The sequence below is a fragment of the Bacillus sp. GMs2/2 genome, assembly GCF_050172095.1.
Classification (GTDB): domain Bacteria; phylum Bacillota; class Bacilli; order Bacillales; family Bacillaceae_G; genus Bacillus_A; species Bacillus_A cereus.
Genome location: NZ_JBNLYE010000039.1, coordinates 1 through 25,972 on the forward strand (window position 1 = coordinate 1; position 25,972 = coordinate 25,972).

Here is a 25,972-nt window from a genome sequence, read left to right on the forward strand (position 1 = left end):
TTGGGAGTTAGCTGAAAATATAATTCCTCTCGCTTCAACAAATTCTGATAAGAATTTCACTGAATCTGACCGAGAAAAATTACAAAAACTAATAGAGTTAGCGAAGCAAAATGATGCAAACTTCCATAATTTTATTAGTAACAATACAATCCCTGATGATTACAAAAAGCCTTCAAAAGAAATATATGAATTTATTTCATCGTCTACAGCACTTTCAGTAGAACTAGATCAAGAGTTGGACAAACTCGCCCAAGATGGTAACTTATTCAAGGCGAATTTTTCTTTTACGAAACGCCTTGAGAAAATAAATGGGAGGAAACAAAAAGAGATTGAAAAGTTTTTGAAAGAAAAAAATATTAAAACTTCAATTAACAGCAATAAAAAAAATTAACCGATGTGTTACATATCCCTTTCAAAATAATCAATAAGAAATGGCTATTTTGAAAGGGAGCTTTTGTGATATAACTATTAAATTCCCTAAACAAAAAAGACGCTCCTAAACTAGGAGCGTCTTACACTATTATGCTTGTTGTTGCGCGCTATATAATTCTTCAAGTGGCTTCATGATAATTTTGTTAACGTCACCGATTACAACGTTTAGGCGTTGCTCAGTTTCCATTAATTTTGTAATTTTAGCATCTTGTTGAATGCGAGCTACAACTTCTTGTGCTTGTTGGTTGTCTTCTTCAGTGATTTCTTGGCCTTGCATCATTTTTTGTTGTAGGCTAAGTTGCATTGTACGGAACTCATCGAATAAGTTCTTTGAAGCTGTGTCAGCTTGAACTGCTGCGTAGCTCTCTTTTAAAGTTTTGAAGTCATCGTTTTCAGCGATTGCTTTTTGTAATTCATATGCAACATCATGAATGTTCTTTGTCATTTTATTTTTCCTCCTTTAGAAGGCTAGCGCTTTTCATACGCACTGCCTTTTCAGTGCATTTACATACGCACCTCTTCTTACCATATCAAACTATGCAAGAGATGTGAAGAAATTTCACTTTTATTTCTATGTACTCACCTTATTATCTAAGAAACAATAGTAACAATCCTTGTACGAGCCCGATTATTCCGCCTAATAACGCTCCTAAATACGTAATCATTTTTAATTCGTTTTTCGTAATAGACAGAACTAAGTCTTCTAATCTTTCTGTTGAGAATGTAGACACTTCTTGCTGGACAATTTCCGCAAGGTGTAGATTGTTTAGTATACTCTCTACGTTTTCTGTTCCCCACTTTAAGCCTTTCGTTACTGCACTTGGAACCACTTTTTCAATAATTGTTTCTCGAACTGGTTCACATACTTGCTGAACCGATTGATTTAAAAACTTACTCACTGTTTCCTCTACTTTAACTGCTGACAGCACGGAGCTTACAATCATTTCTTTCTCTACAAATGCTTCTAATTCTTTTACATCTCTTCCTTTTAACTTTTCCCACTCTTTTTGCAGTACGTCAGTTAAAAGCTGCTTTGTAGCATCTTGCCCTAAAAACTTAATAACTTCTGGCTGCACACGATCCACTAGACTCACATTTCCTAAAAACATCCCAACTAAGTTAAGTAGCGTTCCACGAGAAGCAAAGAAATCATCAATCATTTTTGAAAGACGCGCTTTCCCTTCTTCACTTTCAAAAAAGCTAATTCCTCGCTCTAAAATAAACGCCGAGGCATTCGGAATCGCATTCTCTATCTTTTCATGTACAGAATGAGGTAAAGCCTGTTCCCATGTATATGTATAATACTCTGCTAAAAATGCATGCATTTTTTCTGTAATCACATGTTCGATTTTTCGAGTTGCTTCTTCTTCTACATGTGCTACATTCCATTTTTCTAACATATATCGCAGTGATTGTTCATTCGTAATTACTTTATCCACTTCCACTTGCGCCCAGTGAATTAAACCTTTTTGAAACTCTTCATTTGTTAGCTTTTTTCCGATTCCTTCTGGTGTTAACAAATGTTCTACAACCATTTTTCCTAATTGAACAGCAAGTTCATCACGCCGCTTCGGAATTAACCCTGGTGTAAATGGAACTTGAAACTTTCCGATATAAATAGGACGATGAGGACGAAATAACATTTTTATCGCTAAATGATTCGTATATCCTCCAATAATTGCTCCGAGTCCTGTCGTCGTTAACATATTTAACCATATATTCATTACAATCAACCTTTCACTTCTCCAAAACTATAGCATATCATCATACGGACAAAAGTATAATGGTATAAAAACGTATTTGCAATATATAGCTTCGCCTATTATGCAAATAGTAGTAAAGGAGTGATTTCGTTGGTTCTCGGCCTTTTAACTTCTAAACTTCATTATGAGCAAACGTATTACACCGAAATCGCTAAACGCGCTCGGCTTTATCATAATGTCGTTGCCCAGTTTACGCCATTTTGTATTGATCCTAAAACAGACCTTGTTTCTGGTCTTATTTACGATACAGATACAGGAAAATGGAAAAAGCAAACATTCCCTATTCCTTCTTATATATATGATCGTTATTCTTTTCAAGAGGAAACAGACTTTGAAAAAGTAAAATCAATTATTCACTCTTTGCACAATCGTCCTTCCACTACCTTTTTAAATAACACACTTATTAATTCAAGTGAACTACATGATTTATTTCTCACTAATAAAAAACTGTCTCCTTATATACCAAAATTTGAAATTGCGACGATACAAAACATTTTCAAACTGTTGTTAAAAACTAAAGATATTATTATACGCCCCACTAATATACATTCTAAAGATAACTTATATCGAGTCGCTTACAAAAATAAAACGTTTCAGATCGATACAGTAAATGAAAAATACCATACTTCTATTCCAATCAAACGCACAGACGAATTTATATCTTGGTGTAAATCTAACATACGTTCATCACGTTACATAGCGCACATTATGCTACAACCACCAAATCAATTAACATATCCACTGCACATTCGAACCATTTTGCAAAAAAACAAAGAACAAACTTGGAATGTTATCGGTCAATTTATACAAAAAAGCTCATTTCCTAATCAGCTTTTACCCTCAACAACGGACGATGATTCATTGCATTCATTTTCAAAAATTAAATACGTACTATCTAGTACAGGTGTGCAACTATTGCACGACGCTTTACACGACATTATAAATGAAGTATTCCAAACACTAGATCAGTCTTATTCTTCGTTATTTGAACTAGAACTTTCCACAATTATGGATCAAAAAGGTGCAATCTGGCTTATGTATGTCAACACGATCCCTCCTTACGAACAATACATTCGTCATAGTGATTCATTAGCTGAAAAGATATTTCACGGACCACTTAAATTCAGTCGCTTTACACCATAATGAAAGGAGGTAAACCTATTTTGAAAGAACATATATATACATTAAATATTTCAGATGAACATCCAAATAGCATTACTTTACCTTACGTTTTTTCTATTACACCACCTATTACATCCCTCTCCTTCGGCATACGTCATATAGCAAGTGAAGAAGTAAAAATTCATTATTCCTTTACTCGCGAAATTATTATCGGAAAGCATATTGCCGAAAAACTTTTACTGCCTCAATCAACTACTATTCATGCATTCACACAAAACCAAACAATTATTTTCGGACCATTAATCGGCATTTTTACAACTGGCTTTAACGATGATTCTTCTAATCCTTTAGGAAATCGTTCAATTGCTCTCAGTGAGTTGTTAACACCACCATTCTCATTACGACCGTTCGTATTCGTCTTTGGCGTTCAACATATAAACTGGGAAGAAGAAACAATTGAAGGATATTTCTTTCGAGAGAAACAATGGATAAAGAAAAAGGTTCCTTTACCAAACGTCATTTACGATCGACTACCGAATCGACAAGCGGAAAATTACAAACCAATTGTCAGAGCAAAAAGAAAATTAGAACAAGACTACTCCATTCCATGGTTTAACCCAGGGTTTTTCAATAAATGGGAAGTTCATCAACATCTTATGAAAGACGAATCAATTAAACCCTTATTACCAAATACAGAAGCATTTCAGCATTTCGAACAAGTAGAACGGTTTCTTGGCACATATAAATCAGTGTACATGAAACCAATACACGGGAGCTTTGGTAGAAATATTCATCAAATATTTTATTCTCAAACAGAAAATTGCTACTACTGTCGTTATCGCGAAAATGAAGAAAACAAACTGAGAAAGTATCAATCATTAGAAACTCTTCTAAACCACGTATTAAAAGGGCATGATTTAAAAAAGTTTATCGTACAGCAAGGTATTTCGTTACTTCGCTTTGATGGTCAACCTGTTGATTTCCGCATTCATACAAATAAAAATCATTTCGGTAATTGGATAGTTAGTGCAATCGTCGCCAAAATCGCCGGCAAAGGCAGTTTAACAACGCACGTAAATAGCGGCGGTAATACAAAATTGCTACAAGAGCTTTTTCCAGATTCAACGAAGCAAGTTCAAATTGAAAATAAATTAAAACAAACAGCTCTGCAAATAAGTTATGCACTCGACGAGCAAGTAACTGGAAACATCGGTGAGATTGGTTTTGATATCGGTTTAGACACAAAGGAAAATCCGTGGTTATTTGAAGCCAACTCTAAACCTGGGCGAACTGTATTCCAAGATGCCAAATTAAAAGAACAAAGTGAACTGACACGCCAGTTATTTTACGAATATGCCATCTACTTAACTGAACATTCTTTACGTGATACAAAAGAAAAAATGTCCCAAATAAAATCCGGGAATTCATCAAACACCGAATGTATCCCTTCTCCTATGATTCACTCACAAATGCAAAAACAAAAACTTCCACCTAGATAATAAGGTGGAAGTTTTCTATTTACACAAGTTTTACTACAACCTCAGTTTCCACATTACATACTCCGCAATAAAAAATATGATTGCAATATTCATTTGAATTATTATGCGTTAAACCATCTACTGCACTTAATAATTCTTGATCCATATAGGCACTATAATCGTCTATATAATCTACAGACTTCCCATAATCTTGGAGTATACTTTGGCAATTTTGACAAGAATATGTTTGTGATTCTAATGCGTTGCAAAGCGGGCAAATTCCCATCATGATTCCTCCATACGTTATCGTTTAAAGCCTCTCTTTTTTAGAGTGAAGAGAGCACCACCTATCCGCGGTCACTCCATCTCTACTTAAAAATAGAACTATAAAGTTGCTACCGATCTCATTTTTATTTCAATGAATCCTATATAAGAAGCTAATAATTAGCCTACAAGTAGCAGGCTACAATGAGAAAATTATATTTAATATCCTCCTTAGTTTGGCCTGTTTTCTTAAAAATACAACGATTACTCTTATTTCATAATTTACGAAATCAATAAGTTTTTTTGACAAAATTTACAAATTATTATTTTGTATATCTTTCTAGGTAACATCCATACTATGAGTACAAACTTAATTACCGATGGATTAGCGCCAATCGGGGCGATAATCTGGTTCAACTCCAGCTAGTCCAACCAAAAAAACTTTTATAACTCTAAGGAGGATATATTCCTATGGCAAACCAAAATTCTTCAAATCAATTAGTAGTACCAGGTGCAACAGCTGCAATCGATCAAATGAAGTACGAAATCGCTCAAGAATTTGGTGTACAATTAGGAGCAGATTCTACGGCTCGCGCTAACGGTTCAGTTGGTGGAGAAATCACAAAACGTCTAGTTGCAATGGCTGAGCAAAGCCTTGGCGGATTCCACAAATAAATATATATGGCAAAAAGGTCTCAAGGCATATGCCTTGAGACCTTCCTTAATTTATTGCAACATTTGTAAAAACTTCTTCGTACGTTCTTCTTTTGGATTTGTAAATACTTCTTCTGGTTTACCTTGTTCGACAACGACACCACCATCCATGAAAATAACACGGTTCGCAATTTGATGTGCAAAACGCATTTCGTGCGTTACAATAACCATTGTCATGCCTTCTTTAGCAAGTTCTTTCATTACTTTCAGAACTTCTTGAACGAGTTCAGGATCAAGCGCTGACGTCGGCTCATCAAATAGTAACACTTTCGGCTCCATCGCAAGCGCGCGCGCAATTCCAACGCGCTGTTGCTGTCCGCCTGATAATTGGAACGGATATAAATCCACTTTATCTGCTAAACCAACTTTTTCAAGGAAATAGTGTGCTTTTTTCTTTGCTTCTTCTTTCCCCATCTTTTTCACTGTAACGAGCCCTTCCATTACATTTTGAAGTGCTGTTAAATGCGGGAATAAATTATGGTGCTGGAATACCATACCTGTTTGCGTACGAAGATTAACAATATCTTTCTTCGTTACTTTTTGAGAGAAGTTAAGCTCTTTATTACCGATACGAATATTACCAGCGTTTGGCGTTTCTAATACATTGAGACAACGTAAGAATGTCGTTTTACCAGATCCAGACGGACCAATAATAACAACAACCTCCCCCTTCTCAACTGTTAAATCTATATGCTTTAGTACGGTATTATCTCCGAAACTTTTTTGTAAGTGCTGAATTGAAATCATAAAAACAAAAACTCCTTTTGTAAAAGGATTATTTTAATGTGTAGCGTTCTGAACGCTTTTCTAACATCTGTTGTACGATTGATAATAAGAAACAAATAACCCAATAAATAAGACCTGCTTCAAAATAAACAATTAAAAACTCGTAGTTCATCGCCGCAATTTCCTGCGCTTTTCGGAACATTTCTGTTACTAAAATTAACGATGCTAACGAAGTATCTTTCACTAAGCTAATAAATGTATTCGAAAGCGGCGGGATTGATACGCGCGTTGCTTGTGGTAAAATAACACGTTTTAATGCTTGTGGATATGTCATCCCAATTGTATAAGCTGCTTCCCACTGCCCTTTCGGAATGGAAAGGATAGAAGCACGAATAATTTCAGATGCATATGCACCGACATTTAATGAAAATCCAACAACTGCTGCTGTATATGGCTCAACTTCAATATTAAGAGTTGGAAGACCATAGAAAATAATAAATAATTGTACAAGAAGTGGCGTTCCGCGAATGATAGATACATAGATACGAGCAATCCATTGTAAAATACGACTACCAGAAATACGTGCGAGCGCTGTTAACGTTGCCAGTATAATCCCGATAATAAATGTAATAAGCGTTAATGGAATTGTTGTAAAAACAGCTTCCTTCAGCATAGGCATGAAGGAAGTCTGCATAATATCTATCCAAGTAGACAATCGATCTGAAACCAATGCACTACTTAGATACATTTTCACCGAACCATTTTTTCGTTATTTTGTCATACGTACCGTCTTTTTTCATATCTTCTAACGCTTTATCTACTTCTTGTACAAGCTTATCGCTACCTTTACGGAATAAGAATCCACTTTCTGAAGCTTCTTTTTCAGTATCTACAATTTTAATTTTTGCATCTTTTTTCGTTTCTAAATAATTTAATACTGATAACTTATCATTAATTGTAAAATCAACGCGTCCTGAAGCTAATAATTCTGCCGCTTGGCTAAATCCTTCTACACCAATAATTTCCGCACCATTTTTCTTAGCGATATCTGCATAGTTACTCGTTAAAGATTGTGCTCCTTTTAATCCTTTTACATCAGCAAATGTAGCAGGCTTATCTTTATCTTTTGCAATAACTAATGCCGCTGAAGATGAAACGTATGGCTTAGAGAAATCGTATTTCTTTTGACGATCTTCACGAATACCAACTTCGTTTGCAACCATATCGAAACGTTTTGCATCAAGGCCAGCAAGTAAGCTATCCCATTGTGTTTCTTTAAATACAGGTTTTACACCTAAACGTTTTGCAACTTCTTCTGCTAATTCAACGTCAAATCCAGTTAATTTATTGCTTGAATCGTGGAACGTAAATGGTGGATATGTACCTTCTGTACCAATTACAAGTTCACCGCTTTGTTTAATCTTTTGTAACGCGTCTTGACTAGCTGTATCTTTTTTCTCTTCTTTACCGCAGCCGGCTACAATCCCGATCGCTAATGTAGTTACTGCAAGCACTGAAAATAATTTCTTCATGATAGTAATCCTCCAAGTATTCTGATAGGAATTTAAAAACTATATTGATTGTATGCAATCTTGAACAATTTTTCAATGAAAATGTTCTTATTTAGTTTATCCTTTTTCTTCATAATCAAACAAAAGGGAAAAATAACGCTACATACAAAAGATAAGTAACATTTTTTAATATAGCATTAATTGTAGGAAAGGTAAAATAATACTTCTTATTTAACTGCCCTGATTCACTAAAAAAAGAACTTGTGAAAATCACAAGTTCTCTCCCATACCTATTAAGCGCTCTGGTTCCCTTCCATTTGCGTTTTGTACATATCATAATAACGCCCGCGCTTTTTCATTAGCTCATCATGAGACCCTTTTTCTAAAATGGTTCCTCTATCAAGCACAATAATTTGATCTGCGCTTTTAATTGTTGAAAGGCGGTGAGCGATAATAAATGTCGTTCTTCCTTTTTTTACAACTTCTAGTGCTTGTTGAATCATCGCCTCTGTTTCTGTATCGATACTAGATGTCGCTTCATCTAAAATTAAAATGGCTGGGTCAAAAGCGAGCGCCCTAGCAAACGATATAAGCTGACGTTCTCCAGTGGAAAGCGTACTTCCCTTTTCTGTAATTTCTTCATTTATATTGTTCGCAAATCTTTCAGCACCAACATCACGCAATGCTTTTACGATGTGCTCTTTTGAAATTTTTTCATTTTCTAAACTTACATTAGATGCTACTGTTCCGCTAAATAAAAACGGATCTTGCAGTACAATTCCCATATGTTCACGAGTTGCTTGTTTCGGCATCTCTTTTACATCATGACCATCAATCGTAAGCTTTCCTTTTTCAAACTCGTAAAACTGAAAGAGTACGTTCATAATAGAACTTTTTCCTGATCCAGTATGACCGACAAGTGCCACGGTCTCCCCTTGTTTCGCTTCAAAAGAAATATTTTTTAACACTTCATCTTTTCCATTATAAGAAAATGAGACATTATCAAATTTCACATTTCCTTTTAAACGAGGCATACGTTCTTCTTCTACCGCTTCCCCTTTTTCCTCTAACAATTCAAAGACACGTTCTGATGCAACGCGCGCTTGCTCTAAGTTTGCAAGCTGGTTCACCATATTTGTAATCGGTGAGAACAATCGTGTTAAATAATCGACGAATGCATACAGTACCCCAAGTGAAATAATACCTGTAGCACTTAATGACGCACCGCCGAAATACCAAATCACTCCTGTGAAAGCGATATTTCTTAATACGGATACTAAATTATGAGAAGTTGCTGCATTTAAATTCAAAATTTTATTTTGATACTTAAAATAATCGCCATTTAATTCTTCAAACTCTTTTTTCGTTTCACGCTCTTGACGGAACGCTTGAATAATTGGCATCCCTTGAATGGATTCATTTACTGTTCCGTTAATATCAGATAAACGAGAGCGCATTTTATGATTGTATACAGACGCGTATTTTCTATAAAGAATCGCCCAAACAATTAAAATTGGGATAATTAATAAACATAATGAAGCGAGCTTCACATCTAATAAAAATAGCGCAGCAAATATCCCAATAATATAGATGATACTAGAAACGAATGTTGCCAGCACCGTTACATATAAATCACGAATGGCCTCTGTATCATTCGTCACACGCGAAACAATTTTCCCCGCCGGTAAATGATCAAAGTACCGAATTGGCAACGTTTGAATATGAGAAAAAACATCTTCCCTCATAATTTGAATAATTTTGTTCGCTGCCTTTTGCAAGAAGAACTGCTTTCCGTATGCAAATAATGATACGACTACTAATAAAGCAAAATAGCCACTACCAAGTAATAATAGACGGTTTATTTCTGGCTTATAAAATGCAAATACTTCTTCCTTTGTTAATGCTTTCGCTTTATAAACTTGCACCGCCTTACCATTTTGAACGGTAATCATATCCCCTTTTACAGTACGTGATCCTTCTATATTTACTTTATTCGGTACAAAATAATATTGAAAACCGACTTGCATCACGCGTACTTCTTTCCCTTTTTTCTCGCCTTGTTCAAAGCGATCACTTCGCTTATAAAAAGCCCCATTATATGAAACAGCATCTTCACTCTGTTCTGTTTCATACCAAGGTTTCTCTATCCCGACGATATGATCGTCAATCATCGTTTTAGCGACGAAAGGACCAGCAAGCTCTGCGATGACGAAAATAAATAACATTAACATCGCAGCAAAAATCGTCCCTTTCACTTTCATCGCGTATTGAAACAATCGTTTTGAAACGCTCATATTTTCACCCCACTATCCGCACTTTCACTTTCACTTTCACTTTCACCTTGTTGTCTTTCAAACTGTTCAGCATACCAGCCTCCCTTTTGGATAAGCTGAGCATGCGTACCTTCTTCTATAACTGCGCCTTCATCCATAACGAGAATCCAATCCGCATGTTGCACTGCTGATAAACGATGCGTCGTAATAATCGTCGTCTTTCCGCTTCTTTCCGTTCTTATATTTTCAATGATCGCTGCTTCCGTACGAGCATCTACAGCTGATAAAGAATCGTCCAAAATTAAAATTTCTGGATTTTGAATAACAGCTCTTGCAATCGAGATCCTTTGTTTTTGCCCTCCTGATAAAGAAACACCTTTCTCTCCAACGAGCGTTTCTAACCCTTCTGGTAAAAACTCTAAATCCTTTTTAAACGCAGCAATTTCAATTGCTTTCTCTAGTTCTTCTTCAGTCGCTTCCCTATTTCCGAATAAAATATTTTCTCGCGCTGTTTTTGAGAACAAAATATGCTCCTGCGGTACATAACCAATCCAGCCGAGTACATTTTCATTCGTCATTTTATCTAATGTCACATCAGAAACTGCAATATCTCCATCTCCAAGTGGATATTGACGAAGAAGCTGACGTACAAGCGTCGTTTTCCCGCTTCCTGTTTTTCCGACAACCCCAAGCGTCTCCCCTTGTTTTAAGGTAAACGAAACCTTTTTTAAATTTGTTTCAGTTGATGAAGGATATGAAAAGGTAACGTCATCAAACTGAATATAATCCGGCTCTTGCACAAGCTTTGGATGTTTCGGATCCTTTACATCTGGTTCATACGCTAACGTTTCATTCACACGGTCAAGCGAAGCATTTCCTCTTTGCATAACATTAATTAATTCACCAATTGCAAACATCGGCCAAATCATCATCCCTAAATACACGTTAAATGAAACAAGTTCACCAAGTGTTACCTTTGATTGAAATACAAGATATGCCCCGTACACTAAACCGATTAAATAACTAAGGCCAACAAGCATTTTCACAGTTGGTTGGAATAATGCGTCAATTCTCGCTACTTTCATATTTTTTTCGTAGACGTCATCTCCTAAGTGATGAAATCTTTCCTTGTCTGCATTCTCTTGTACGTATGCACGAATAACACGCACACCAGCGATTGATTCAAGCACTTTATCGTTCATATCACCAAACGCATCTTGCGCAACGGTAAATCTTTCATGCAATTTCTTTCCATATATATTCATCGCATACGCCATAATTGGAAGCGGAATAAGCGCTGCAAATGTAAGCTCCCAACTAATTGTAAATCCCATCATAAAGACAATCGTAAGCATATATAAACTCGAATCCACGAGCGTTAATATACCAAAACCAGCTGTCATAGCGATTGCTTTCAAATCATTTGTCGCTCTCGCCATTAAATCACCAGTACGATTTTTTTGATAAAAAGTCGGCGTCATCTTAAGTAAATGCCCCATAAATTTAGAGCGCATCGTTTTCTCAAGTACAAATGCACCTCCAAACAATTGATGTTGCCATACGAAAGTAAGACCATACCCAACGATTGTAACCCCTATTAAAATAAGAATAGATTGCATAATTGCTTCGTTCGATAACGTTCCTGTTTTTATATTATCTATCGTAACCCCTAACACTTTCGGGGGAATAACTTCAACTATATTTACAATTAAAAGAGCTCCAATGGCAATACTATATCTCTTCCAGTGCTCTTTAAAAAACCATTTTAACTTTAGTAATACTGATAACAATGTAACCTCTCCCTTCTCGTTCTCGTTTCCCTCTCATTTCTTTATCCACTATCCAGACCCATCACATTTACATTTCGTAACCCATACAATCTCATCACATTTTTCCACCTTCCAAAGTTTTTTATCGGAAACAAACAAGGGAAAATAAACAAAAAAAAGCATACCGCCGCTTGACGATATGCACAGGAATGCATAAAAAGCGTACGTTACGATATACGCAACGTACGCTTTTTATAAGACAAAGATGCCCTATATATCCGTACGGGTTGCGTAATGATATGAATGTTTTCTGCCATTTAACAGAGCTAAGCCCATTACATTTACGATTACAATCATTACGCACACCCCCTTCATTTATTTTCCATTTATAATCTTACAACTTTATTGAGTATTCTGTCAATTGTTTTTTCACACTTCAAATAAAAATATACGATACACCATTTTGAAATAAGAGAATGTTCTGTAAGAAAGGGCATACAAAATAAAAAAGGAATAAGAAATCGTTTTCACAAACATTTCATTTGAAAAATGTTATCAAACCCCCTACAATCACCTTATACTCACTCTTACAAGTTGCTATTTTAGGAGGACTAATCATGACAACTAGCAATACGTACAAATTTTATTTAAACGGAGAATGGAGAGAAAGCTCTTCAGGAGAAACAATCGAAATTCCATCTCCATACTTACACGAAGTAATTGGACAAGTACAAGCAATTACTCGCGGAGAAGTGGATGAAGCAATTGCATCTGCAAAAGAAGCTCAAAAATCATGGGCTGAAGCTTCCCTACAAGATCGCGCAAAATACTTATATAAATGGGCTGATGAGCTCGTAAATATGCAGGATGAAATTGCCGATATCATTATGAAAGAAGTCGGTAAAGGATATAAAGATGCGAAGAAAGAAGTTGTTCGTACAGCTGACTTCATTCGTTACACGATCGAAGAAGCTTTACATATGCACGGAGAAAGCATGATGGGCGATAGCTTCCCTGGCGGAACGAAATCTAAACTTGCGATTATCCAACGCGCACCACTTGGTGTTGTATTAGCAATCGCACCATTTAACTACCCAGTAAACTTATCTGCTGCAAAACTTGCACCAGCATTAATTATGGGTAACGCTGTTATTTTCAAACCAGCAACTCAAGGTGCAATTAGTGGTATTAAAATGGTTGAAGCACTTCATAAAGCTGGCCTTCCAAAAGGACTTGTAAACGTAGCGACAGGACGCGGTTCTGTAATTGGTGACTACTTAGTAGAACACGAAGGCATCAATATGGTATCGTTCACAGGTGGTACAAACACAGGTAAACATTTAGCGAAAAAAGCTTCAATGATTCCACTTGTATTAGAACTTGGTGGTAAAGACCCTGGTATCGTTCGTGAAGATGCTGATTTACAAGATGCTGCAAACCATATCGTAAGCGGTGCATTCTCTTACTCTGGTCAACGTTGTACAGCTATTAAACGTGTACTTGTACACGAAAACGTAGCGGACGAGCTTGTTAGCTTATTAAAAGCACAAGTAGCTGAACTATCAGTTGGATCTCCAGAACAAGATAGCACAATCGTTCCATTAATTGACGACAAGTCTGCTGACTTCGTTCAAGGTTTAGTTGACGACGCTGTAGAAAAAGGTGCTACAATCGTTATCGGTAACAAACGTGAGCGCAACTTAATTTACCCAACATTAATCGATCACGTAACAGAAGAGATGAAAGTTGCTTGGGAAGAGCCATTCGGCCCAATCCTTCCAATCATTCGTGTTTCTTCAGATGAACAAGCAATTGAAATTGCTAACAAATCAGAGTTCGGTCTGCAAGCAAGTGTCTTCACTAAAGACATTAACAAAGCATTTGCAATTGCTAACAAAATCGAAACTGGTTCTGTACAAATTAACGGACGCACAGAGCGCGGCCCTGACCACTTCCCATTCATCGGTGTAAAAGGTTCAGGTATGGGCGCACAAGGTATTCGTAAGAGCCTTGAGTCTATGACACGTGAAAAAGTAACTGTATTAAACTTAGTTTAATCTTATAAAAAGAAGCTGATCTATTTTTAGATCAGCTTCTTTTCTATATAAATACTTCCGAAAAACGGAGTATTTCGTTCTACTTCCGATTTGGTTTTCCAAATCGAACTAAAACATGCCATAATAATTTTAATTCCTGAAGCACTTCTTCATAAGTTCCACGATCACTCCAAGATAATGGATTGCGTTTCAAATCCACTACAGCAGAGCCAATTATATTTGCATCGATGCAATGATTCCGTGCAATGCGTCTTGCTAAAGATGGCATTTTTGAACCTCTAAAATCCATCGGAACTTCGTCTACCGCAAGTACAAAACCGATGTGCCAATACAAATCAATCGCATACTTCAGGCAAATTTCTTCTAAAACTTTTCCTACATCCGTACCCTTAAATGAAGGATCTGCAACAAGCGCCTCCACGTCTTCTTTAAGAGAAATCTCTCCATGAATCTGCGCTTCAATATAATGATTAAGATTACGGGCTGGCTCTTTGCTTACTAAATCTATAAACGGCCTTTTCAGGTTAGCTAGTAAATGATTAATTAATATTGTTGGCGTCAAATTTCCTTCACCAATTGCAAAATCTCTTACGAATGTCTCTTCCAAAAGAGCAGCTAAAATCATATCAAACTCCTCATAAGTCCCCTTTTCTTTCGGATCTTGATGCGAATCTAAATACGTATATGTAGAGCGCGAAGAAACTTTTGGAGATAAGAGAAAATAACAGGATCCAAAACGCGGAGCCGGCCCATCTGGATGTAACATTAAATTTAGCGCTCCATATTTTGGCCGTTGATCATTCGTTACGCCTTCTAATTGATATGCTCCTCCAAATATTCTCTTTTCCCAAAGGTCACGTTCACCACCAGGATAAGCAGATACGCTTCCATTAGATAGCAATGTTTCAAACTGACTTTTATATACTCCTTGCTCAAACAGTGCTTCAGCAACACTTTTCATATTCGAATCTAGTCTGTCTGGATGAAAGTGTAAAGCAATCCTTGCATGAGATTTTAAATTAGCGACAGCTTCTTCAAATATTTCATCTGTAATATTAGACATTTTAAGTATATGATTAATCGTTGCTTTAGCCCCACGTTTTTCGTTCTCTGCATATTTTGAAATATACTCTAAAGCAAATAATTGAGATCTTAATAATTCCATAATCCAATCTCCCCTTTAATTGAACTGCCCTTAAACACTTCAATTAAAAGCTTATTCTTTCCTTCTTATGAAACGAACCTCATTTATTAAAAAAAGTAATTTACTAAATCTTAATTATGTATACACGCATTTTTCATAGGCAAATGTACACATTCTACAGAAATTTGATACCCTAGCCATCGCTCAGCGATATGTTCAAATGATAAAACAGATCCCGTTGTAAAAAAGCGATGCTTCGGATTCAGATTGTCAGACAAAATTCCTTTGTGCTGTAAAATGGTACTTAACTCTATCGCTGTTTCTTCTGCCGAACTAATAATCGTTATGTCTTCTCCTAGTTCCTTTTTTATATAGGACTCTAAAAGTGGATAATGCGTACATCCAAGAATTAACGTATCTATATCTTCTTTCGTTAATGGAAGTAAAGCTTGTTTCACTTGCTGCGTGACATATGCTGTATCTTCTAATTGATTTTCTACAACTGTGGCTAAAGTCGGGCAAGCATAGCTATGCACTTCCAAATATGTATCCAGCTCGTGTAATGCTTTTTCATACATATTAGATTTTATCGTACCTACAGTTCCAATTACCCCGATTTCCCCTTTCTTTGTAACTTTAATTGCCGCTCTTGCTCCTGGATGTATAACGCCAATAACTGGAATGGAAAGTGCTTCTTGCAGCGCATTCAATGCAGCAGCTGCAGCAGTATTACATGCTACGACTAGCGCTTTTAATGGAAACTGTTTGAGGAACTCAACCATTTCAAATACGAAAGATTGCACCTCCTCTACACTTCTTGGCCCATACGGACAACGCTTATTATCACCAATATAATAAATGCTTTCTTTAGGCAATTGTCTTATAATTTCGCTCGCAACTGTTAATCCCCCAACACCCGAATCTAGCACACCTATTACTGAATGTTTATGACATACAGACATTTACTTCATCCCCTTTTCAATCATCTAGCGCTAATAACATGTATTATATTACGAAAATTCAAATATCACATAACAATCCCTCTTACTTTTAATCACAAACTCTTCTCTATAATCTGATTATTACTATATCCATTGACGTATAAAAATTCATTTGTTACTCTTAAAGACGTTAATTTAATATTTAAATCCTCATTCGTATCTCGGTGAGGTAGAGGTTGCAATCATTAAGAGTATCATTTCAGGAGATGTAGTGGCATTGATGAAGGAATGAGAAAGGAATGTTTGCCGAAGTAAGTCGTGTCCACCATGCACGCTTGCTGGGTCTGCATTTAATAAGTGCAGAACTGTCACAAACGTTTCGTTTGTGGAGAGCTATCGAGAGGTATGTCGTGGGTTTCTTATAAGATAGAAAGCATGTAGCGGCAAATTACGTGCTTTTTTTGTTTTGTTTGGGACTTCTCTTCCTGACTCAGGAAGACATACATATCTCCTCGCTTGACTTGGTTATACTAACTTTGGAGGTATTTTCTATGCAACAAAAAAAATGGGGCTTTTGGGTACTAACAGCTTTCGTTGTCGGTAACATGGTTGGCGCTGGTATTTTCATGGTGCCAAGTACGTTGGCACAAACAGCAAGCCCACTCGGTGTCACTTTAGCTTGGTTAACTACAGGGTTTGGTGTTTTAATGCTAGCTCTTGTTTTCGGTAATTTAGCAATTCGTCGTCCTGATTTAACGACAGGACCACAAAGTCATGCATATGCTTTATTCTCAACACCAAAAAAGAAAAAAATGGCTGGATTCAGTATGGTATGGGGATATTGGGTTGCAAACTGGGCAAGTAACGTTGCCATCATTACATCATTTGCGGGATATTTATCACTCTTCTTCCCAATTATGAAAGATACGCGACTACTATTTTCAATCGGCTCGTTTAACGTAGAAGTCGGAAAACTAATTACATTTACGATTTGTTCCATCTTACTTTGGGGAACTCATATTATATTAACGAACGGTGTAAGCGGAGCTGGAAAACTAAACTTCTTAGCAACAACAACGAAAGTAACTGGATTCCTTTTATTCATCGTCGTTACGTTATTTGCATTCGAAGCTTCTAAGTTTGGACAATGGTACACACCGATGATTGATAAATCAGGTGCATCACACGGTCTTCTTTCACAAGTAAATTTAGCTGCTCTTACAACGCTTTGGGCGTTTATCGGAATTGAGTCAGCCGTTCTTTTATCAAACCGTGCTGTTTCTCCAAAAACGGTAAAACGTGCAACAGTTGCGGGATTACTTATTACAGTTGCAATTTACTTAGGAATCACAATTTTAACAATGGGTGTACTTCACGTTGATAAATTACAAGCTTCTGAACGTCCATTAGCAGATGCACTAAATGCTGCAATGGGTTATGGCGGCGGGAAACTGATGGCATTACTTGCTCTTACTTCCCTGTTCGGTTCTATCTTAGGCTGGATTTTATTAAGCTCAGAAGTACCTTATCAAGCAGCAAAAGAAGGTTTCTTCCCTTCCTTCTTCACGAAAACAAATAAAAAAGGAAGTCCAATTTACTCATTACGATTAACAAACATTATGTCGCAAGTATTCCTATTCTCAACATTATCAGGAACCATTGCGGAAGCTTATACATTCGTTATTACCGTATCGACACTGGCCTACCTCATTCCATATCTCGTTTCACCAATCTTCCAGTTAAAACTAGTCGCAACTGGTGAAACATATAAAAATGAAATGCGGGCAAGAATTACAGATGGCATAGTCGCAGTTATCGCACTTTGCTACGCACTATGGGTTATTAAAACCGGCGCATCCGATATAAAAACGTTCCTTCTCGGAATTGGTTTATTCGTAATTGGATTTGCTTTCTATCCATTAATGAATCGTGATCAGAAAAAAAATAACGAAAAGAAAAACGGGCAAGTTGCATAACGCAATTTGCTCGTTTTTTCTTTTGCAAAACATATATAATAGAACAAAGAGGTGAAAAACATGTCAATCGAATCGCTATGGAGCAGTCGCTTCCAACAACATATTCAAAATATCATTACATACTTTGCACGTATGATTAACGGTTTACTATATAGCTTTATCTTTATTTCATGCGTTGGTGCATATTATTATGCTCAGTTTCTAAAAGCATCTCCTTCTAAAGGAATATCTTTAATAATTATAACGATTGTACTTACGTTCATTATAACGAGATGCCCTATCCGTACATTTATTCAGAAACCTGACGCTGTCTATTTACTAGCACTAGAAGAGAAATTAACATCTTATTTCAAAAAATCTCTTCTATATAATTACATCATTCAGCTTTTCCCATTATTATTTACGTTCCTTATTCTCGTACCACTTGCACTGCAATCATTGCAATTAACGGTTCCTTTCTTATGTACAATCTTTATCGTTTTAATGGTTACGAAAGCTTGGAACATGTACATACATTGGATGTGGCGCGATAGTCATGAAAAAAATATATGGCTGATCATCCGTATTACTTGTAACGCCCTAATCATTTACATGCTGTTTTATTCCGCAAATGTTCTCATATTGGGCGGACTACTCTTACTACTTGCTTTCCTACTTCTATACACGAAAAAACAGCCTACAAAACGAATACCGTGGGATTACATAATCGAGCAAGAAGAAAAAATGAACGTTCGTTTTTATCAATTTGCTAGCATTTTTACCGATGTTCCGCAACTGAATAAACAAGTAAATAAAAGAAAATGGCTTACAAATTGGATTGAACCTTTATTACATAAAAAACAAGCAACTTTCTTCTATTTACATACACTCGCATTTTTACGTGGGAATGATTATTTCGGTATATATATTCGCTTAGGATTAATTGGTGCCTTCGCATTATATTTTATACCAAATATATACGTAAAAGGCGCTATCGCTTACATCGTTCTATATATGATTTCTATGCAGCTCCGTTCACTGTGGAAATATTTTTCGGGAAATATTATTGCAACATTATATCCGATTGATACTGCAGAAAGAATGAAGCAATTTCTTAGCTTAATCTTTATATTGCTAAGTATTCAACTCATTGTATTTTCGAGTGTTATACTCATTGCTACAGGTCAATTTTTACATAGCCTTATCATTATGATTGTCGGGTTACTCTGGATCAAATTTATTATTGTACCAAAAACGAAGCAACGCGTTTCTTCGTTTTAACGAAAAGAAATATCTTAAACGCCAAGGAGAAAATAAATTATCCTTGGCGTTTTTATTTTGCTTCCTCAAACAAGAATCACTGAAACAACCGATATTTTATGATTTTTACATACAAAAACGATAATACATGTTTACGACCTAATAAAAAGGGTATCTATTAATTAACAGAGTAAAGGAGGGGCCTATATTGTGAATAAAAAAATGGAACAATTGAAGCATCACGTTACTGACAATCAATGCAAACATGCTTTAACAACAAATCAAGGGGTAAAAATAGCTGAAGATGAATTTTCTTTAAAGATGGGCTTAAGAGGCCCAACCTTAATGGAGGATTTCCACTTTCGCGAGAAAATGACCCATTTTGATCACGAACGAATTCCCGAAAGGATTGTTCATGCACGCGGGGTTGGCGCTCATGGTTATTTTCAGCTTTATGAATCTTTAGAAACATATACGAAAGCAGATTTTCTTACTAATCCTTCAAAGAAAACACCTGTATTTGTACGGTTCTCAACCGTTCAAGGTTCTAAAGGATCCAACGACACAGTAAGAGATGTACGCGGATTCGCCACAAAATTTTATACAGATGAAGGAAACTATGATTTAGTGGGTAATAATATGCCAGTATTCTTTATCCAAGATGCTATTAAATTTCCTGATTTTGTCCATGCAGTTAAACCAGAACCACATAATGATATTCCTCAAGGAGCTAGCGCTCATGATACATTTTGGGACTTTGTTGCGCATAATCCTGAGTCCACTCATATGGTCATGTGGCAAATGAGCGACCGAGCTATTCCGCGTAGTTTACGAATGATGGAAGGTTTTGGAGTTCACACATTTCGACTCATTAACGCAGAAGGAAAAGCCCATTTCGTAAAGTTTCACTGGAAACCTACCCTCGGGGTTCATTCATTAGTATGGGATGAAGCTCAAAAGATTGCCGGGAAAAATCCTGATTTTCATCGTCAAGATTTATACGAAGCAATTGAAAAAGGGGATTATCCTGAATGGGAGCTTGGATTACAGCTAATTCCAGAAGAAGATGAACATAAATTTGATTTTGATATTTTAGATCCAACGAAATTATGGCCAGAAGAAGAAGTTCCCGTAAAATTAGTTGGTAAAATGACACTGAACAAAAATGTTGATAACTTCTTTGCTGAAACAGAGCAGGTAGCTTTTCACCCTGGTCATGTCGTACCAGGTATTGATTTTTCAAATGACCCTCTTCTGCAAGGAAGATTATTCTCCTATACAGATACACAATTATCTCGTTTAGGGGGCCCTAATTTCCATCAAATTCCTATTAATCAGCCTGTATGTCCTTTTCATAATAATCAACGTGATGGTATGCATCAAATGCAGATTCATCGCGGTCAAACAAGCTATCATCCTAATGGATTAAATAACAATCAACCTGCAACCGTCCAAGCCGAACAAGGAGGATATGAACATTATCAAGAAAAGATTGATGGGCATAAAATTAGAGGTCGCAGTAAAAGCTTTCTTAACTTTTATTCTCAGGCTAAACTTTTCTACAATAGTATGAGCCCTATTGAAAAGCAGCACATAAAAGAAGCTTTTTGCTTTGAAGTTGGGAAGTGTAAATCAGACATGGTGAAGGCAAATGTAATTGCTCTCTTAAACCACGTCGATCGTCAATTAGCACAAGAAGTCGCTAACATTATTGGAGCTCCTTTACCTAAGGAAAATCACGAAGTAAATTCAGATGCAAAATCACCTGCACTAAGTATGTCCAATACTATTTTTAAATCTGATTCCAAAAATGTTGCAATTCTATTAAATGGTGACCCAAGCGTCTCACTTCTGTCCGAATGGATTCAAGCTTTTGTACAACACCGAATTAACTATAGTCTCATAGATAATAAAATTTATCAGTTCAATGATTCCATTAAAGTAACTGATACTTATACAACAACAGACTCCTCCCTTTTTGATGCAGTATTAGTGTTTAGTAGTGAGTCTGTCATTCAACCCCCTGTTTTAGAATTTGCAGAAACTACTTTTAAACATTTTAAACCGATAGCTCATGTCCTTAGTAATCCTCATGCTTTGGACCATAGTAAGATTAAACTGGATGGAGCAGGAGTTTATAACTTAACAAATACTTCAATTGAATCATTTATAGAAGGCATTGCCCAAGGAAGATTCTGGAACAGATAATATAATATAAGGAGCGGATTAGAATGAGTAAAAAAATTGCTATTTTAATAACGGATTATTTCGAGGATACAGAATACACAGAGCCAGCAGAAGCTTTTAAACAAAAAGGATATGAATTCACAACTATTGAAATGGAAAAAGGGAAAACGGTACACGGTAAGCAAGGAAAAAGTGAAGTCGTGATTGATAAAAGTATTGATGATGTTTCTCCAGAGAATTTTGATGCCCTCTTCATACCGGGTGGATTTTCTCCAGATATACTTCGTGCCGATGAACGTTTCGTTCACTTTAGTAAAGCATTTATGGATGCGGAAAAACCTGTTTTCGCTATTTGTCACGGACCTCAGCTACTCATCACTGCACAAACACTTGAAGGACGCGATGTAACTGGATATAAATCTATTGAAGTCGATTTAAAAAATGCCGGCGGGAACTTTCATGACAAAGAGGTTGTCGTATGTCAAAATCAGCTAGTAACAAGTAGACAACCGGAAGACATCCCGGCGTTTATTGAAGAATCGTTGCGTATATTGGGATAGTTATTATAGGTTAGCCAAAATAGCTGTTTAGCTACTTTGGTTAACCTTTTGATTTGTATAAAAAACAAAAAGAATCTCATTTTCAATAATCTTTTGAGACCCCCTCTTTTCTTGCCCCCAAATTTCTAATCACTTTTCATAGGCACTTCTCATATAGTGAAAATGACTATACGATTCCTATCCATAAGTTAAATAATGATTTCGCACATATATAAATTCAAAAAGATGGGAGCCTTATTTATGAATAACAATCCACCTTCAACGCCCCCAAATCCAACGGAAACGAATAATAATGAAGTGAGCTTACAAACGTTACGCATCATTGGGCTTATTGTACTGATTAGTGGCTATATATTAGTAGCGCTTTCTGAAGTAGGCACATTAAAAAATCTTTTACTACAGCCTAGTACTACTCCAAATTTAGCTGAAGTTGATCCGTTTTAAAAATTATATAAAAAGCGAGTCCCAGTATAACTGGTTCGCTTTTATATAGTTTCATCCAATTTGAGAAACATTTCTCTCATCCTCATACTTCTCTTTCCCTATCGCCTTCATAAATAATAAAATACTGCTCATACCAACGATAAAGTACAGAGCACTCATACCCCAAGATGCAATAAATGAACCTAGCATAACACCTAATGCCCCGTTCATTTTTGCAACTTGAAAGACCATTCCGTTAATCGCCATATATGAACCTCTCGCCTCATTTGGCACCATATCTGCCATAATAGATTGACGCACTGGCACATACATCATCTCGCCTACCGTTTGGAAAAGCCCTGCAATTAATAAAATCCATAAGCTATTGCTCGTTCCGAGTATTGCAAATCCAATCGTGTAAATAAATAAGCCTACATATAAAATTTTCAAATCGTTGAAGCTTTTCAGCGTTTTAATAAGAAGTGCTGAACATAACACAACTAAAATTGTATTCTCTGCAGAAATCCAGCTCAACATGCGAATCCCTGTTAAATCAAACGTAAAACCATTCCCGAATAAAAAGTGCACCGTTTCAAATTCCTTCTGCAAGCGAACACCTAAATAATTATTAATTTGAAACTCTAACGATAATGTACATATACTCGCTGCACAAAAAATTAAAAATGCTTTATCTTTCATCACGACTTTATAACTATCTGCCATATCTTTTAATACATTTTTCTTCTCCATCGTTTTTCGTGCTACATACACTTCTTCCATATACACAGCCATCACATATAAAGTCATAATGGCAACAAGCGTTAATACGATAAACAATTGTAATCTATAGTTTTCAAATAGTAATCCACCAAATATCGCTCCAATTGCAATGGATAAGTTAATAGCCCAGTAATTAATGCTGTACATCACTTTTCGATTTTCAGGTGTACTCACATCAATTAACATCGCCTCTGTCGCAGGATTCATAAGTCCAGACCCTAAACTATTCACTAACATAAACACAAATGTTAGCCATGGTGAGTCAACGTAATCCGAATTCGCAACTCCCATACAAGCAATGGAAATGACTTGTATACTTTGACCGATAATCATAACCTTTTTACGCCCAAGCCGGTCTCCAACATATCCACCGTATAAACCAATTACTAATGAAGCTATGACATTAATAAGTAGTAACGCACCAGCAATCGCACTACCTAACTTTACGGAAAAATAAATCGCCATAAATGGAAAAATCATCGTAGACACAGTACGTGTTAAAAACGATGTTATAATTCTAATTTTTATATTTCGATGCATACTCCAAAATCCCATTGTTTCCCCTCCTTATGCTTACTTATTTTACTTTGAAAAAAAGGAAGAAAAAGGTTAGAATATTCTAAAGAGTTTCCCCTTTTATGATAGAAGGAAGTGTATATATGAAAATTATGGACTATTACATTAGACTAAGACTACATGCACAAGATCAACAACATATGCGAAATAGCTTACAAGAATTAGCGGATGTTTTATATTGCAGTACGAAAAACGTAAAGATTTTATTAAAGAAAATGAGCGAGGAGCAATTAATTAGCTGGACTCCAGGGCGAGGCCGCGGAAATAAAACGGAAATTCTATTTATACATAATTTCGTAGAAGCGATTGAGTCCTATACAGATGAACTATTAGCCCAAGAAAAATTAAAAGATATCTTTCTTCTTTTAAAAGAACCCCTCCCCCTCGCACTTCAAAAAAAGATAGAAAATAAACTACATCATCATTTTGGATACGAACCTTCAAATGATATGTACGACGTATTAAAGATTCCTATATCGAGAAAGATATTCCCATTAGATCCGGCTTTTGTGGCTGTAACTACAGAGAGTCATCTTACGAGTCAAATTTTTGATACGTTAGTTGTCTATAACGATGTTACTGAAAAAATGGAGCCTCACATTGCGCATACATGGGAATTAAGTGAAGATGGACTTACGTGGACCTTTTATTTACGAAAAGATATATATTTTCACAATGAATCAATTTTAACTTCTAAAGATGTACAGTTTTCATTTGAAAGACTAAAGCAAGTTCAATCCCCTTTCGAATGGTTAACAGAAGAAATTGTTCAAATTGAAACACCATCACCACTGCAAATTCGATTCCATTTAGCAAAACCAAATTTATTTTTCTTACACTATGTAAGTTCAATGCAGCTCGCAATTTTACCGCGTGATACGAGTATTCAAAATCATCATTATATAGGTACTGGACCTTTCAAACTTGCTCATTACTCTGAAGATAATATCGTACTCGAAGCGTTCACCCATTATTTTAAAGAGCGCGCATTATTAGACCGTATTGAATTTTGGGGTATTCCTGACCATGTGCAAATAGATGCTGATTATGAACTACCAAACGAAGAGGAAAATGAAAGGCATGATATACAAATAGAAGAAATAGGTTGTATTTATGCTAGCTTCAACTTTACAAAACCTGGTCCTCATCACGACATTTACTTTCGAAAAGCTTGGAGAGAACTATATGATGTTGAAATGATACTTCGTAACATAGAGGGGAGACGGACAATTGCTGCATCAAGCTTTTTCCCTGATAGAAGCCGCCTTGCAACAAGAAGATCCTACTCTTTAGAAAAGGCAAAAGAGTATTTGAAAAAGAGTACATATAATGGAGAAACGATACATATTTACTTCTTCGCATTTAAAGATAGTGCAAATGATGCATATTTCTTAAAAGAACGATGTGCAAGTTTAGGTATACAAGTAGAGCTTCACCCATTTCCCGTTTCAGATTATATGAATCGCTCTATTGATAAACATGCTGATATTATTTTCATGGGAGAAGTATTTGCTGCCAATCATGAAATTGCATTCTTAAATGTATTTAAAAATAAAAGTTGCTTCGTAAATCGGTTCATGGACCCGCACTACGAAAAACAAATTAACTGTTTACTAGATACATTTTTATTAGAAGAAAATAAAGAAAAGCGCTATGAACTCATGTATGAGATTGAAGAGTTTTTACAAGCAGAACACATCATTTTATTTAACTATCACGTTCTAAAAAGAAAAACATACCCTTCTTCTTTAAAAAACGTAACAATTGATTCATTTGGTTGGGCAAATTTTGCGAAGTTATGGATACAGCCATCCACGTATTAACATGCAAGTTTTTATAAAAGGAGAAAAACCATGAAACGCACCCTAGAAAAAAGACTTTCTTATCTATACACAGGTGAGTTATTTTCAGTCATTACTTTTATTTTCACAAGTTACTTACTTAATTATGCTTATCCTACGTTACATTTATATTCCCTATATTCTTTTTGGGTCTCATTTCTTCTTTTAGAGTTTATCTTATTACAAGGAGTAATTT

General features: G+C 36.0%; 22 protein-coding genes, 1 pseudogene and 1 riboswitch. Of the genes and pseudogenes, 12 read left to right on the plus strand and 11 right to left on the minus strand.

All coding sequences use genetic code 11. The features are described from left to right. Positions 1–391, plus strand: a 391-nt coding sequence (locus ACQGS6_RS08455; RefSeq protein WP_426965023.1) for an NDxxF motif lipoprotein, incomplete at its 5' end; no start/stop codon positions are given. Positions 392–520: 129 nt separating this feature from the next. On the opposite strand, the gene ACQGS6_RS08460 is transcribed toward ACQGS6_RS08455, so the two are convergent. Both ACQGS6_RS08460 and ACQGS6_RS08465 read right to left on the minus strand, forming a co-directional pair. Further along, complete coding sequence (locus ACQGS6_RS08460) at positions 521–877, minus strand: YlbF/YmcA family competence regulator (protein WP_000164610.1); 357 nt, start codon at positions 875–877, stop codon at positions 521–523. A gap of 142 nt (positions 878–1,019) precedes the next feature. After that, positions 1,020–2,156 (minus strand): DUF445 domain-containing protein, encoded by a 1,137-nt coding sequence (locus tag ACQGS6_RS08465; RefSeq protein ID WP_426965024.1) that lies wholly within the window; start codon positions 2,154–2,156, stop codon positions 1,020–1,022. A 129-nt stretch (positions 2,157–2,285) separates the two neighbouring features. Here ACQGS6_RS08465 and ACQGS6_RS08470 point away from each other — a divergent pair, with 129 nt between their 5' ends. Both ACQGS6_RS08470 and ACQGS6_RS08475 read left to right on the plus strand, forming a co-directional pair. After that, positions 2,286–3,338, plus strand: coding sequence for a YheC/YheD family protein (locus ACQGS6_RS08470; RefSeq protein ID WP_000242812.1), 1,053 nt, complete (start codon positions 2,286–2,288; stop codon positions 3,336–3,338). A 20-nt stretch (positions 3,339–3,358) separates the two neighbouring features. Beyond that, the gene (locus tag ACQGS6_RS08475; RefSeq protein ID WP_326318686.1) at positions 3,359–4,816 is read left to right on the plus strand and encodes a YheC/YheD family protein; all 1,458 of its coding nucleotides are present in this window, start codon (positions 3,359–3,361) and stop codon (positions 4,814–4,816) included. A 19-nt stretch (positions 4,817–4,835) separates the two neighbouring features. Here the strand turns inward: ACQGS6_RS08475 and ACQGS6_RS08480 are convergent, their stop codons facing one another. Beyond that, positions 4,836–5,081, minus strand: a complete 246-nt coding sequence (locus ACQGS6_RS08480) for a hypothetical protein (RefSeq protein ID WP_000510474.1) — start codon at positions 5,079–5,081, stop codon at positions 4,836–4,838. A gap of 449 nt (positions 5,082–5,530) precedes the next feature. Here ACQGS6_RS08480 and sasP point away from each other — a divergent pair, with 449 nt between their 5' ends. Then, on the plus strand, positions 5,531–5,734 hold the full coding sequence (gene sasP, locus ACQGS6_RS08485; RefSeq protein WP_000013338.1) for a small acid-soluble spore protein, SasP family: 204 nt from the start codon (positions 5,531–5,533) through the stop codon (positions 5,732–5,734). A 51-nt stretch (positions 5,735–5,785) separates the two neighbouring features. On the opposite strand, the gene ACQGS6_RS08490 is transcribed toward sasP, so the two are convergent. The 5 genes from ACQGS6_RS08490 to ACQGS6_RS08510 form a co-directional block, all read right to left on the minus strand. Beyond that, positions 5,786–6,520 (minus strand): amino acid ABC transporter ATP-binding protein, encoded by a 735-nt coding sequence (locus ACQGS6_RS08490; protein WP_426965025.1) that lies wholly within the window; start codon positions 6,518–6,520, stop codon positions 5,786–5,788. Positions 6,521–6,548: 28 nt separating this feature from the next. Beyond that, on the minus strand, positions 6,549–7,247 hold the full coding sequence (locus ACQGS6_RS08495) for an amino acid ABC transporter permease (protein ID WP_000281499.1): 699 nt from the start codon (positions 7,245–7,247) through the stop codon (positions 6,549–6,551). Beyond that, positions 7,234–8,031, minus strand: a complete 798-nt coding sequence (locus ACQGS6_RS08500; protein ID WP_000732843.1) for an amino acid ABC transporter substrate-binding protein — start codon at positions 8,029–8,031, stop codon at positions 7,234–7,236. The genes ACQGS6_RS08495 and ACQGS6_RS08500 overlap by 14 nt, the downstream gene beginning before the upstream one ends. Before the next feature lie 272 nt (positions 8,032–8,303). Then, positions 8,304–10,304 (minus strand): ABC transporter ATP-binding protein, encoded by a 2,001-nt coding sequence (locus ACQGS6_RS08505; RefSeq protein WP_426965026.1) that lies wholly within the window; start codon positions 10,302–10,304, stop codon positions 8,304–8,306. Continuing rightward, positions 10,301–12,073: an ABC transporter ATP-binding protein gene (locus tag ACQGS6_RS08510; RefSeq protein WP_426965027.1), complete on the minus strand. Its 1,773-nt coding sequence runs from the start codon at positions 12,071–12,073 to the stop codon at positions 10,301–10,303. The genes ACQGS6_RS08505 and ACQGS6_RS08510 overlap by 4 nt, the downstream gene beginning before the upstream one ends. A 596-nt stretch (positions 12,074–12,669) precedes the next feature. Here ACQGS6_RS08510 and gapN point away from each other — a divergent pair. Continuing rightward, on the plus strand, positions 12,670–14,109 hold the full coding sequence (gene gapN / locus ACQGS6_RS08515) for an NADP-dependent glyceraldehyde-3-phosphate dehydrogenase (RefSeq protein WP_000213634.1): 1,440 nt from the start codon (positions 12,670–12,672) through the stop codon (positions 14,107–14,109). Positions 14,110–14,188: 79 nt separating this feature from the next. Here the strand turns inward: gapN and ACQGS6_RS08520 are convergent, their stop codons facing one another. Further along, a complete protein-coding gene (locus ACQGS6_RS08520; protein WP_000422022.1) occupies positions 14,189–15,274 on the minus strand; it encodes a DUF3626 domain-containing protein in 1,086 nt (361 codons plus the stop codon). A 110-nt stretch (positions 15,275–15,384) separates the two neighbouring features. Further along, positions 15,385–16,215 carry a glutamate racemase gene (racE, locus tag ACQGS6_RS08525; protein ID WP_000109669.1) on the minus strand — a complete coding sequence of 277 codons (831 nt, stop codon included), beginning with the start codon at positions 16,213–16,215 and terminating at the stop codon, positions 15,385–15,387. Between the two features lie 201 nt (positions 16,216–16,416). Further along, positions 16,417–16,598: riboswitch (Lysine riboswitch) on the plus strand. 147 nt (positions 16,599–16,745) lie between these two features. Here racE and ACQGS6_RS08530 point away from each other — a divergent pair. From ACQGS6_RS08530 to ACQGS6_RS08550, 5 genes are all read left to right on the plus strand, one after another. Next, positions 16,746–18,170: an amino acid permease gene (locus ACQGS6_RS08530; RefSeq protein ID WP_426965028.1), complete on the plus strand. Its 1,425-nt coding sequence runs from the start codon at positions 16,746–16,748 to the stop codon at positions 18,168–18,170. A 60-nt stretch (positions 18,171–18,230) separates the two neighbouring features. Further along, on the plus strand, positions 18,231–19,430 hold the full coding sequence (locus tag ACQGS6_RS08535) for an ABC transporter permease (protein WP_426965029.1): 1,200 nt from the start codon (positions 18,231–18,233) through the stop codon (positions 19,428–19,430). 189 nt (positions 19,431–19,619) lie between these two features. Continuing rightward, complete coding sequence (locus tag ACQGS6_RS08540) at positions 19,620–21,617, plus strand: catalase (protein WP_142238180.1); 1,998 nt, start codon at positions 19,620–19,622, stop codon at positions 21,615–21,617. A gap of 23 nt (positions 21,618–21,640) precedes the next feature. Next, entirely contained in the window at positions 21,641–22,156 is a 516-nt protein-coding gene (locus ACQGS6_RS08545) for a type 1 glutamine amidotransferase domain-containing protein (protein ID WP_074625336.1), read from the plus strand. 240 nt (positions 22,157–22,396) lie between these two features. Further along, positions 22,397–22,600 (plus strand): hypothetical protein, encoded by a 204-nt coding sequence (locus ACQGS6_RS08550; protein ID WP_001063862.1) that lies wholly within the window; start codon positions 22,397–22,399, stop codon positions 22,598–22,600. 51 nt (positions 22,601–22,651) lie between these two features. On the opposite strand, the gene ACQGS6_RS08555 is transcribed toward ACQGS6_RS08550, so the two are convergent. After that, the gene (locus ACQGS6_RS08555; protein WP_426965030.1) at positions 22,652–23,914 is read right to left on the minus strand and encodes an MDR family MFS transporter; all 1,263 of its coding nucleotides are present in this window, start codon (positions 23,912–23,914) and stop codon (positions 22,652–22,654) included. Positions 23,915–23,997: 83 nt separating this feature from the next. On the opposite strand from ACQGS6_RS08555, the gene ACQGS6_RS08560 reads away from it, so the two are divergent. Both ACQGS6_RS08560 and ACQGS6_RS08565 read left to right on the plus strand, forming a co-directional pair. Next, positions 23,998–25,758 (plus strand): SgrR family transcriptional regulator, encoded by a 1,761-nt coding sequence (locus ACQGS6_RS08560; RefSeq protein WP_142238179.1) that lies wholly within the window; start codon positions 23,998–24,000, stop codon positions 25,756–25,758. Positions 25,759–25,788: 30 nt separating this feature from the next. After that, positions 25,789–25,972 (plus strand): annotated as a pseudogene (locus tag ACQGS6_RS08565) (general stress protein); the annotation flags it as partial.

Bases quoted from the DNA above. Each gene is read 5' to 3' on its own strand.
- ACQGS6_RS08505 (WP_426965026.1), bottom strand. From the start codon at position 10,304: ATGAGCGTTTCAAAACGATTGTTTCAATACGCGATGAAAGTGAAAGGG.
- sasP (WP_000013338.1), top strand. From the start codon at position 5,531: ATGGCAAACCAAAATTCTTCAAATCAATTAGTAGTACCAGGTGCAACA.
- ACQGS6_RS08490 (WP_426965025.1), bottom strand. From the start codon at position 6,520: ATGATTTCAATTCAGCACTTACAAAAAAGTTTCGGAGATAATACCGTA.
- ACQGS6_RS08535 (WP_426965029.1), top strand. From the start codon at position 18,231: ATGTCAATCGAATCGCTATGGAGCAGTCGCTTCCAACAACATATTCAA.
- ACQGS6_RS08460 (WP_000164610.1), bottom strand. From the start codon at position 877: ATGACAAAGAACATTCATGATGTTGCATATGAATTACAAAAAGCAATC.
- ACQGS6_RS08550 (WP_001063862.1), top strand. From the start codon at position 22,397: ATGAATAACAATCCACCTTCAACGCCCCCAAATCCAACGGAAACGAAT.
- ACQGS6_RS08520 (WP_000422022.1), bottom strand. From the start codon at position 15,274: ATGGAATTATTAAGATCTCAATTATTTGCTTTAGAGTATATTTCAAAA.
- ACQGS6_RS08480 (WP_000510474.1), bottom strand. From the start codon at position 5,081: ATGGGAATTTGCCCGCTTTGCAACGCATTAGAATCACAAACATATTCT.
- ACQGS6_RS08560 (WP_142238179.1), top strand. From the start codon at position 23,998: ATGATAGAAGGAAGTGTATATATGAAAATTATGGACTATTACATTAGA.
- ACQGS6_RS08555 (WP_426965030.1), bottom strand. From the start codon at position 23,914: ATGGGATTTTGGAGTATGCATCGAAATATAAAAATTAGAATTATAACA.
- ACQGS6_RS08465 (WP_426965024.1), bottom strand. From the start codon at position 2,156: ATGAATATATGGTTAAATATGTTAACGACGACAGGACTCGGAGCAATT.
- ACQGS6_RS08500 (WP_000732843.1), bottom strand. From the start codon at position 8,031: ATGAAGAAATTATTTTCAGTGCTTGCAGTAACTACATTAGCGATCGGG.
- racE (WP_000109669.1), bottom strand. From the start codon at position 16,215: ATGTCTGTATGTCATAAACATTCAGTAATAGGTGTGCTAGATTCGGGT.
- ACQGS6_RS08545 (WP_074625336.1), top strand. From the start codon at position 21,641: ATGAGTAAAAAAATTGCTATTTTAATAACGGATTATTTCGAGGATACA.
- gapN (WP_000213634.1), top strand. From the start codon at position 12,670: ATGACAACTAGCAATACGTACAAATTTTATTTAAACGGAGAATGGAGA.
- ACQGS6_RS08530 (WP_426965028.1), top strand. From the start codon at position 16,746: ATGCAACAAAAAAAATGGGGCTTTTGGGTACTAACAGCTTTCGTTGTC.
- ACQGS6_RS08495 (WP_000281499.1), bottom strand. From the start codon at position 7,247: ATGTATCTAAGTAGTGCATTGGTTTCAGATCGATTGTCTACTTGGATA.